9 protein-coding genes and 1 pseudogene are annotated in these 10,602 nt (G+C 67.9%); 1 reads left to right on the top strand and 9 read right to left on the bottom strand.

What is annotated here, in order from left to right:
- Positions 1–3: 3 nt before the first annotated feature.
- Positions 4–669, top strand: a complete 666-nt coding sequence (locus tag G6N23_RS19550; RefSeq protein WP_085259166.1) for a YoaK family protein — start codon at positions 4–6, stop codon at positions 667–669.
- A gap of 87 nt (positions 670–756) precedes the next feature.
- Here the strand turns inward: G6N23_RS19550 and G6N23_RS19545 are convergent, their stop codons facing one another.
- The 9 genes and pseudogenes from G6N23_RS19545 to G6N23_RS19505 form a co-directional block, all read right to left on the bottom strand.
- Positions 757–1,566, bottom strand: coding sequence for a mannan-binding family protein (locus G6N23_RS19545; protein WP_234808473.1), 810 nt, complete (start codon positions 1,564–1,566; stop codon positions 757–759).
- 37 nt (positions 1,567–1,603) lie between these two features.
- Positions 1,604–2,212: an Rv1363c family protein gene (locus tag G6N23_RS19540; protein ID WP_085259164.1), complete on the bottom strand. Its 609-nt coding sequence runs from the start codon at positions 2,210–2,212 to the stop codon at positions 1,604–1,606.
- A gap of 19 nt (positions 2,213–2,231) precedes the next feature.
- Positions 2,232–3,482 carry an MlaD family protein gene (locus G6N23_RS19535; RefSeq protein ID WP_085259224.1) on the bottom strand — a complete coding sequence of 417 codons (1,251 nt, stop codon included), beginning with the start codon at positions 3,480–3,482 and terminating at the stop codon, positions 2,232–2,234.
- Positions 3,479–4,705, bottom strand: coding sequence for an MCE family protein (locus G6N23_RS19530; RefSeq protein ID WP_085259225.1), 1,227 nt, complete (start codon positions 4,703–4,705; stop codon positions 3,479–3,481). The genes G6N23_RS19535 and G6N23_RS19530 overlap by 4 nt, the downstream gene beginning before the upstream one ends.
- Positions 4,706–4,743: 38 nt before the next feature.
- On the bottom strand, positions 4,744–5,949 hold the full coding sequence (locus G6N23_RS19525) for an MCE family protein (RefSeq protein ID WP_085259163.1): 1,206 nt from the start codon (positions 5,947–5,949) through the stop codon (positions 4,744–4,746).
- Positions 5,946–6,999 (bottom strand): annotated as a pseudogene (locus G6N23_RS19520) (MCE family protein). Before G6N23_RS19520 ends, G6N23_RS19525 begins: the two are co-directional and overlap by 4 nt.
- 4 nt (positions 7,000–7,003) lie before the next feature.
- On the bottom strand, positions 7,004–8,098 hold the full coding sequence (locus G6N23_RS19515) for an MlaD family protein (protein WP_085259162.1): 1,095 nt from the start codon (positions 8,096–8,098) through the stop codon (positions 7,004–7,006).
- Positions 8,095–9,744, bottom strand: a complete 1,650-nt coding sequence (locus G6N23_RS19510) for an MlaD family protein (RefSeq protein ID WP_085259161.1) — start codon at positions 9,742–9,744, stop codon at positions 8,095–8,097. The genes G6N23_RS19515 and G6N23_RS19510 overlap by 4 nt, the downstream gene beginning before the upstream one ends.
- A complete protein-coding gene (locus tag G6N23_RS19505) occupies positions 9,744–10,601 on the bottom strand; it encodes an ABC transporter permease (RefSeq protein ID WP_085259160.1) in 858 nt (285 codons plus the stop codon). Before G6N23_RS19505 ends, G6N23_RS19510 begins: the two co-directional genes overlap by 1 nt.
- Between the last annotated feature and the right edge of the window lies 1 nt (position 10,602).

Genomic DNA, 10,602 nt, shown 5'->3' with positions numbered 1-10,602 from the left:
GCCATGCCGGTCACCTCGCCGCTGTCACAACGGCGCACGGTGGCGGCATTGCTGCTGCTGACCTTCGCCACCGGGCTGATCGACGCGGTCAGCGTGCTGGTGCTCGGGCGGGTGTTCGTCGCGAATATGACCGGCAATGTGATCTTTCTGGGCTTCCTGTTCGTCGCCCACACCGGCATTGACCTGACCGCGGCGATCGTGGCGGTCGGTGGGTTCCTGCTCGGCGCGATCGTCGGCGGTCGCCTGGTGCGGGCACTGGGCCGGCGTCCCCGGACCTGGGTCACCACCGCGCTGGGCATCGAGGTGGCACTGCTGGTGGGGCTGGCCGCGCTGGCAGGGTTCGGTGTGCTGCGTTACCACGACGCCAGCAAGCTGATCCTGATCCTCGGCCTCGCGATGGCCTTCGGCGTGCAGAACTCGACCGCGCGCCAGTTCGGCATCCAGGAGCTCTACACCACCGTGCTCACCTCGACCATCGCCGGCATCGGCGTGGACAGCAGGCTGGCCGGCGGCACCGGGAACCGCGAAAAGCTGCGCTACGGCGTGGTGTTGACGATGATCGGCGGCGCCGTCGTCGGAGCGACGCTGACCCATGTCGCCGTTGCGCCGGTGATCGCGCTGACAGCGGCCGTGGTCACGGTGAGCCTGCTGCTCTTCCGTTACGGCTGAGCAGCGCAGGCGAAAGTGCCTCAGGCCCAGCTACTGTTGCGGCGGTCCCTGCGTCGCCTCTCCTTCGTCGAGGCTCGCTGAACCGCTCTACTGTTGCGGCGGTCCCTGCGTCGCCTCTCCTTCGTCGAGGCTCGCTGAACCGCCGTATTCCGGGCGGAGGATGGAACGCAGCGCCGCCAGCGGGATGTGCGCCTGGACGTTACCGCCGTCCATGTACCACTGCATCTGGTTGTACTGGACCGGGGAGTCGTGGCCGACCGGATAGTCGGGCATGTACAGGATCAACTCATCGGGGGTCAACGCCCACGACCGGTAACCACCGGAGAACACCTTGTCGGGGGTGAAGCGCTCCGCGACGAACGGGTAGTCGCCGGGCCGATGCTCCCAGAACGCCCGGTCGAGGGCCTCGGTGATGTAGGGCTCGCCGAGTTGCGGAATCGTCGCCAGCGGATCGACCCCGGGCCTGGTGATGTCGGCCAACTGCAGTTGCCGGCCGCCGGCCATATCGAAGGTGAAGGTGCGGTAGGCATTGTTGATGTACGGACCGTCGGAGTGGTAGTCCTCGTGGAAGACCGCGGTGAGCGCGTCGCCGTGCTGGAAAATCTCGAAATTCTCGTTGCCCCAACTGTCGGCGACCATCGAAGCGCCCTTGGCGCGCCAGTTGGTGAACAACTTCGCCAGGTAATCGCGGATCGGTGGCCCGGCCACCGGGTGATCGACCAGATCCCCCGGCACCGCCATCCGGATGTAGCGGGTTGCCAGCCGCTCGGAGTGCACGTCGGTGCTGCAGTAGTGCCCGTCCCAATCGCCGCCCAGCCCGTTGCAGAACGACGGCGCCGAGGCACCGGCGTCCGGTGTGGCCGCCACCGCCAGTGCCACCGTGGCCAGGGCCGTCATCCCCGTCAGTAGTCGGGTCGCCCACATAGCTTCCCTCCTAGGGCAATTCGACCTTGCTCGCCAGCCATCGACCGTCGACCTTCTGCATCGTCATCTTCATTCGGCTGCGATCCACCCGCGGATCAGGACGGGTGGTGTTGGTGACTGTTTGGTTGACCATCACCAGCACCACCACCTTGTCGGCGGACTCGGATTGGACGGCCGAGTCCACCACGACGCCCTGCGCCGACGCCTTGTTGTCGATCAACAGCTGGCGCAGCTGGACGCTGGCCTTGGTATAGGTGTCCTTGAAATCCCCGGTCGCGCCGTTGAGCACTGCGGTGAAGTCGTCGTCCACCCTGTTCGAGTCGATGCTGGTCAATACCTGGGCGTAGTCCACCGCGGCACGCTGCCCGGCTGCCCCGGCAGCGGCGATCCGGTGCTGCTGCCACAGTTGCCAGCCGAGCCCGCCGACCAGGCCGAACACCACCAGGTAGGCGGCGGCGATGCCCCCGAGCGTCAGCGACTCCCGCCGCGTCCGGGGGGACCGTGACCGCGGTGCCGGCAGCGCGGTGGTCTCGGCCGGCTTTTCGGCCGCGGCCGACTCCGCCTCGCGCGCAGTGGTTTTGTCGTCTTCGGTGGCATCCGGCTCGTCGTCGGTACTCATGGTGGCGTCTCCTTGAACATCAGCGTGGCGGCTCGATCAACAACGGCGGGCCGCCGTAGTCGGTGGGAATCGTGTAGCGGCCCTTGGGGGTCGGGTCGGTGGTCGCCGCCAGGTCGGCGCCGGGCGGCGGGCCGGCGGTGTCATCGCCGGGCGGACGCGGCGCGTTGTGAGCACCCCGTACCAACACGGACTGATCGGTGTCGCGACAGTAGCCGTACAGGAACGGTTCGGGGAAGTCCGCTGCCGACGGGGGCCGCCGCGGTGTCCCGTAGTCGCAGGTGTAGCGCGGGTAAATGTCGACGGTCGCCCACATTCCGCCCTCGTGGATCGCCGAGTCGAGCGCCGCGACCGTCGAGCCGCGGTAGTTCGGGAACAGCGCGTTGAGCGCCGGCGCCCGGACGTAGAGCAACTGTGCCGTGGTGACCAGGTTGCCGAGCAGCCCGACCATGGTGTCGGAGTTATCGTCGAAGAGCCCGTCGACCGACGACAGCATCCCGGGCGCCTGGTCGACCAGGCGTTGATAGCCGCCGATCATCGGGTTGATGCCCTTGAACACCTTGTCGAGGTTGTCCGTTGTGGCGGCCAGACCGTTGTTGACGTCGCTGAGCATGGTGAGCACGACCCGGCTCGATGTCAGCAGGCTCACCGTCTCCGGCAGCACCGTATCCAGGGTGGACAGCAGGAAGGTGCCGCCGTCGACGATGTCGGTGAGCTTGCGCGGGCCCTCATCGGACAGGCTGAGTTCCTTTTTGACCAGCTCGAGCTTGCCCGGGTCGGTCTGGGCCAGCATGCCGTCGGCGTCGGCCAGCAACTGCGAGATCGGAATCGGCGTGGTCGCCTGGTCCCGCGAGACCACGCTGCCGCCGGACAGGAACGGACCGGTGCTCGACAGGGGCTCGAAGTCGATGTACTGCTCCCCGGCGGCCGACAGGCCGGAAACCCGCACCTTGCTGGCCGCGGGAATCTGCACCGTCGACTCGATGTTGGCGACCGCGTCGACACCGGTACTGGTGATGCGCAGCGACTCGATCCGGCCCACCGGTACCCCGCGCACCGACACGTCCTGGTCGGTGAGCAGCCCGCCGGAATCCGGCAGCGCGATGGTGATCTGGTAGGTCGAGCGCGTCGGGTTCACCCGCAGTGCGCCCACCAGCAGGTAGGCGGTCCCCACCACCAGGGTCATCGCCAACGCGACCCCCGACAGCAGGTTCTTGCGCCGGTAACCGGCGCGGACCAGGGCCACCAGGCGCCGGCTGAATGCGTCGATCATGGCCTCGGTCCCGGTCCCGGCGGCCCCGGTCCCGGCGGGCCCGGCTCGACGGGGCCCCACTCGGCTTCGGCCGGGGTCGGCGGTATCGGCGGACCGACCGCCGTCCACGGTGCCTGCCCCATGTCGGAGTCCGGACCGCGTCCCACCACGCGTTCTTGTAGGCGCCACAGCGCGTACTTGATCGAGCCGGCCATCTTGGCCCAGTCGTAGCGCTTCGGGCCGTGGAACGCCGGGTCGCCCTTGAACCCGGCGTCGGGCATCGAGCCCCACACCAGACGGTCGATGCTGGCGTGCACCGAAACACCCGACCCGGAAGTCATCTTGATGAACGGCGCCACCAGCCGGTTCAGGGCGTACAGGCTGGTGTTGGGGTCGGTCGCCACGTCGTTCCACGCGCCGGCGAGCAGGTTGGCGTCCTTGATGAAGCTGTGCCCGGAATCGTCGGTCCCGGCAATCGACGGGAACCGGGTCAGCTGCCGGCTGGTCGCGCCCAGTTCCTCGACCAGGTCGGCGAGCTGGCTGGTGTTGTCCACCAGTGTGTCGGTCGCCGGACCGGCCGCGTCGAGGACGTCGGTGAGCGCGGCGCTGCGGGCATCGAGCCGGTCGGCCAGTTGGCTGGTTTCGCGCAGCGCCGTCTCGATCTCGCCGGAGCGGGCGTTGAGTTTCGCCAGTAGCTCGTTGGACTGGTTGATCAGCTTTCCGAATGCCTTGCCCTGGTCGCCGGTCGCCTTCCCGGCGCCGTTGACGAGATTGGTGAAGTTCTGCACCGCGCCACCGTTGACCAGCAGCGCCGCCGAGCTCAACACCGATTCCACGGTGGCCGCTGACGCGGTGGACTCCAGCCCGATGGCGTCGCCGCCCTTGAGCAGCGGCGCCGACGGGTCGAGGTGAACCGGCGGCTTGATCGCCACGAACACGTCACCGAGCGGGGTCGCCGACCGCAACTCGGCGGTGCTGCCCACCGGGATCCGGACGCCGTCCATGATGCGCAACGTGGTGACCGCGGTGTAGTTGCGCGCGACCATCGACTCCATCTGGCCGATGTCGGCACCGGAGAGCTTCACCTTGGCGTGCCCGGGCAAATTCAGCGCGTTGGCGAACACCGCGGTGATCAGATAGCCCCCGCTGCCGATACCCGGAGCCGGCAGCGGCAGGCTGTCCAGGCCGCTGGTGCCGCAGCCGGCCGCCGACGACGCGATGGTCGCGCTGCACAGCAGCGCCATCGCGGCCTTGGCTGTCCGCCTGTTGCGCGCCGCCACGTCTACTGCCCCATCATCGAGAGGCCGTCGAGGACATACGTCAGACCGAAGTCGGGGCCGTAATCGGCCAGAGTTCCTGTGCCACAACCCAACTGTCGAAGGTGCATCATGTTGCACAGCTCCTTGGTGCTTTGGCTGTCGACGAGGATCTTGTCCACCAGGGCGTGCAGCCGGACCGCCCCGTTGTTGGTGTCGACGGCGTTATAGAGGTTTTCCATTGTCATCGGCAGCAGGTTGAGGAGTTCTGCCAGGTCGCGCTGCTTGTCCACCAGGGTGGTCACGGCGGTGTCGCCGTTGAGAATGGCATGCTTGAGGTTGTCCCGGTTGGCCTGCAGCAGCGACGTCGCCTGGGTGACGATCTCGTTGATCTTGCGGCCGGTGCGCCCGGTCCCGAAATCCTCGTTGGCGAGCATCTGACTCAACTGGCGTGTGGTGGAGCCGAATTGACGCAACTTCGCGTCGTTGCGGGCCGCCGCGTCCATCAGCGAGCTGAGGTTGGTGATGATCGTGGTCAGCTGATCGCCGGTCGTCTCGCCGCGGTCGGAGCTGAGTTGCAGGGCCCGTGACAACTCGCTCAGCGTTGATTTGATCCTCTCGCCGTTGCCGTCGGCGATGTCGGCGCCGGCGTTGATCACGTCGGCCACCGGCCCGTTGCCCTTGCCGTCGCCGCCGAGCGATTTGGAGACCTTGTCGAGCATGTCCAGCACCCGATCGAACGCGACCGGCGTCCGGGTGCGGTTCAGCCCGATGGTGGTGCGGTCGGCCAGCACCGGACCGCCCGCATACGCCGGGGTCAGCTCGATCTGCCGTGCGGTCAGGATCGAGGTGTTGATGGTCACGGCGCGCACGTCGGCGGGGATCTTCACGCCGCGGTCGACGGTGAATTCGGCCTCGACGTACTCGCCCTTCGGAGTGACCTTGCGGATCTTGCCCACCGGCATCCCGAGCACCGCGACCACATTGCCTTCGTAAAGCCCTGCGGCGCTGTCGAATTGGGTGGTGACAGTGATATGACCGCCGAACGGGTTGAAGTAGTAGGCGGCCGCGGCGGAGACGATCAGTGCCCCGGCGATCAGCGCAGAGATCAGCGCCGTGACGCGGCGCCGGCCGGTGGGGGTGACTGTCGGCGCCGAACGGCGCGGCACCGCGACGGTGTCTGTCGGCTCCTCGATCGGATCGTCGGCGGCGACGGTCGGTGGCGCGCTCATTTGCAGTCCTTGAAGTACTCGATCATGCCGAACTGCTTGGCGCGGCCGCTGATGGCGCACATCCACGAGTCGATCGCGATCCCGTTGCCGGCGAAGAACTCGATACCGGGGCCGTAGCCGGTGGCGTTGGTGATACCCCGCAATGGTGGCGGCGCGGACTGGATCAGGCTGCGCAACAGGTCGTCGTGCTGGCCGAGCATGTCCGACAGCGCCCGCACGTTGATCAGCATCTCGTCGAGCATCGACCGGTCGGTGACCACGACGTTGTTCAGATTGCCGGTGAGGTTGGTCAGCGCAGCCAGCATGGCGTGGAAGGTGTTCTGCCGTGCCACCAGTTCCCCGATGAAGTCCTGGCCCTGATCAACCAGGTTTCCCAGGTGCGTCTGCTGGTTGCGCAGCGTGTTGGCCACCCGCTGGGTGCTGGCGAGCAGGGTGCCGAGCTGATCGCGCCGATCGGCGGTGAGCTTGGCCAGCGAGTGCAGATTGGCCATCGCTTGCGGAATCACCGGGGGGAAGTCCGCTCAGTTGTTGGCCGAGCACGGCCAGGGACTGCCCGAACTGGTCGGAATCGACCTGGTCGAACGTGGTGGTGGCGTCCTCCAGCAGCGACTCCAGCGAGTAGGGGACCTCGGTGTGGGCGAGGTTGATCCGCTTGCCGGGCAGTGCGCCGGAACCGGCGGGCTCCAGTTTCAGATACCGCGACCCGAGGATCGTCATCACCTGGATCTTCGCCCGGGTGTCCTTGCCCAGCCCGATGTCGTTGCGCACGGTCAGGCCGGCTTCGACGTGGTCACCGGCGAGCCGCATGCTCGCTACCCGGCCCACCTCGATGCCCGCGACCACGATCGGGTTGCCGGGGGCCAGCGCGGCGGCTTGGGCGAACTCCGCGGTGTAGCGGGTATAGCCGACGCCGAGCACCTTGACGAACAGCGCCGCGGCCACCACGACAGCCACCACGGCCAGTGCCCCGAACCCCAGCCAGGTGGTGTTGTAGGACTCCAGCGGCCGCGCCCGCCGCTGGCGGAAGAAGGTGCCGGGCCGTGACGTCATCGCGTTACCCATCGACGGTGTTCCTGCACTTCGGCGTGTGCCAGGCCAGGTTCTTCTGGGTTATCGGGCGAGCATTGCCGGGGGTCGCCGCGTTGACGATGATCGTGGTGATGTCGTTGAGGCCCGGGAAGAATCCGGCGACGTTCAGGTCGCAGAGGTAGGCGTTGCCGTAGGCGCCGTCCCCGAACGCCCGGCCCAGGCCCTTGAGCAGCAGCGGCAGGTTGGCCCCGGTGAACGCCAGCTGCGGTTCGATGCCGGCCATGTGCTTGGTGAAACCGGGCTCGCGGTTGATCATCTCCTCCAGGGACGGGAAGACCTCGTCGGCGATCCGCGAGAGCTGCCGCGTCACCTGGGCCAGCGACCCGACCGAGGACTGCAACGCCGGGCGGCGCGAGTCCAGGTCTGCTACCGCGATGCGGGCCTGGGTCAGCGCATGGTCGAGCTGGTCGTTTTGTCCGGCGATGGTGCCGGTCAGTCTGTTCAGGCTGGTGATGAGACCACCCAGCATCTCGTCGCGCCCGGCCAGTGTCGCGGTCAACGTCGACGACTGGTCCACCAGCGCGGTGATCGACGCCTGGTCACCCTGCAGCGACTGCAGCACACCGCGGGTCAGATCGTCGGCCTGCTTGGGATTGAGCAGCGACATCAGTGGTTTGAAGCCGTTGAGCAGGGCGCCGACGTCGAAGGACGGTTCGGTGTGCTCGACGCCGATCACGCTCCCGCGGGGCAGCAGTTCGGTGCTGCCGTGGGAACCCAGCGACAATCCGAGATACCGCTGGCCGATGATGTTCTGATACGTCACCGACGCGACCGTGTTGCCGTACAGCTTCTGGTCGCTTTGGACGATGAACGAGACTTTTGCTTTCGGGGGGCCGGCCGGCTCCCCGTCCAGTTCGACCTTCTCCACCCGGCCCACCCGCACCCCGGCCATCCGGACGTCGTCGCCCTCGCGCAGCCCGTAGACGTCGGTGAACACCGCCGCGTACGGGGTCGTCGCCCCGGCCACATCGCGGCGCAGAGTGGCGTAGACCAGCCAGGTCAGCACCATCGCGACGACCATGAACAGGGACAGTCCGATCACGGGACCGCGGCATTTCACTTCTGCCCTCCGGTGCTTGCGGGGGCCGGGGCGAACGACACCGCGTTGCCCCGCGCGAGGGGACCGAGCAACAGCTGGGTGGCCACCGATGCCGGCTGACGCTGCCCGGTGATGACACCGAGCTGGTCGCGTTCGGTCTGGCTGCCGACCGGACCGACATTGCCGCCGAAGGCAGCGGGACCGACATTGCCGCCGAAGGCGGCGGGACCGACCGACCCGACTGCGCCGCTAAAGGACGATGCGGGCGCAACCGGCGCCGGCGGCTGCCACTCCGGGGCGTGCGGTTGGGCCGGGATGGGAGGGCTCGCCGGTGGTGGCGGCGCGGGGTCGAGCGGGTCGGCGTTGCTGGGTACTCGCGGGAAGGGCCCGGTCCACCAGGGCAGTGGCGGGTTGGTGTCCGCCAGGCTGCGATCGGGGTTGATCAGCGGCGGCCCGACGGCACGCAGGTTCCCGTCGGGGCCGATCTCGGTGCCCGCCGGTGGTTCGAGGCCGGGCGGGAAGCGGTAGTACTGCGGCAGCAGTGTCTCGGGGAGGTCGGGCCGTACCGAGATCATCGGTGCGGTGAAGCAGCTCGGTCCCTTCAGTTCGCCGTACTGGGGGCAGTCCGCCCGGGTGTAGGTGTGCAGCGGGGTGAAGGACAGGTTGGCTCGCATGGTCTTGGTGATCAACCGGGGATCGTAGAGCTGGTCGAAGAACAGGTCGGAGAGCCGGTTGACCCGGGTGAAGATCGGGACGAACTTGTCGGCGTTGTTGGCCAGCACCCCCACCACCGGGGTGAGGTCGTGGGTGATGTGGATCAGCTGGTCGACGTGGTTGTCGAACGCCTCGCGGGCAACGCCCACGGTGTACTGGCCGCCGCCGACCAGCGAGGCCAGCTCGGCGCGCTTCTCCGCGAACGCCCGCATCGGCTCGACCGCCTGGTGCAGTGCGTCGACCAGGTCGGGGGCGCTTGCCTGCAGGCCGTGGGTGGCGTCGAGCAGCGCCGAGACCGTCGAGGGGCCGGGTTCGGTGGCGACGATGCCGTTGAGCTGATCCAGCAGTCGCGACATGTCGGCGCCGGCGCTCAGCAGCTTGACGCGCCGGTTGTCGGTGGCCGCGCCGACGGCGGCCAGGATGCCCAGACTGTGGTCCTCGCGGCCGCGGCCGGTGGCGGCCAGGATGTCGCGCAGTTTGGAGACCGTGGTCTGGAAGATCACCGTCGACAATTCAGCGTTCTCGGCGATGTGCGTGCCGTCGCGGACCTTCGAGCCGTCGGCTGCCTCAGATCCTGGGTCGACCAGCTGAATCGACGACACCGCGAAGACGTTCGACGGCACCACCCGGGCGGTCACCGAAGTCGGGATGTCCTTGGCGTGGTCGGGTTTGAGGTTGATGTGCACGTAGTTGGGTTTGCCGTAGGCGGCCGGGATCACGTCGGTGACGTTGCCGACCAGCAGGCCGTGGTACTTGACGTCGGACTGGGCGGGCAGTCCGTCGCCCACGTTCATCAGTTCGGCCACCACCCGCACGTAACTGTTGAGCGCGCCGGTGGACTTGGCCAGCAAACCGGCGGTGGCCAACGCGATCACCACCAGCACCGCGACGCCGGCACCCAGCAGCTGCTGTTCGGAGGGACCGCGCCCGTCGGTGTCGAGTGAATTGCCCATCAGCCACCGAACCTCGCGCCGGAGTCGATGCTCCACAACGCCATCGTCAGCAGCATGTTGACCATGATCACGATCGTGATGGACGCCCGCATGGCGCGGCCGGCGGCCACCCCGACGCCTTCCGGCCCGCCGGAGGCGTAGAAGCCGTAGTAGCACTGCACGGTGGAGGCCAGCCACACGAACACCACGCACTTGAGCACCGAATAGACGATGTCCTTGCCGCTCAGCATCATCGTGAAGTAGTGCAGGTACGGGCCGATCGACCCGCCGCTGATGATGCCGGTGACAACCTGACAGGTCAGGTAGGTGATCGCCAGGCAGGCCACGTACAGCGGGATCACCGCGAGCGTCGCGGCCAACAGCCGGGTGGTGACCAGGAACGGGATCGGCCGGATCGCGATCGAATCCAGCGCGTCGATCTCCTCGGCGATCCGCATCGCGCCGAGCTGCGCGGTGAACCGGCAGCCGGCCTGCATGGCGAACGCCATCGACGCCATGATCGGCGCCAGCTCCCGGGTGTTGACCAGCGAGGAGATGATCCCGGTCGCCGGGCCGAGGCCGAGCAGGTTCAAGAAGTTATAGCCCTCGATGGCCACCAGCGCGCCGGCGGTGAAGCCGAGCACCACCGCCACCCCGGCGGTCCCCCCGCCGACCACGATGGAGCCGTTGCCCCAGGCGATATCGGACAGCAGCCGCACGAACTCCCTGCGGTAGTGCCGCAGCACGGTCGGGACACCGGCCGCCGCGCGGCCGAAGAAGACCAGCATGTGGCCCAGCCGGATGGTGGGGCCGGATGCCATCCGGTAGGCCCGCAACAGCGGGCGCGCGATCGCCGGGACGTACGGGGAGACCGTCAAC

The sequence above is a fragment of the Mycolicibacter terrae genome, from assembly GCF_010727125.1.
Lineage (GTDB): Bacteria > Actinomycetota > Actinomycetes > Mycobacteriales > Mycobacteriaceae > Mycobacterium > Mycobacterium terrae.
Note: the sequence above shows the minus strand (reverse complement) of the source record. Positions and strands in the feature narration are given on the sequence as shown.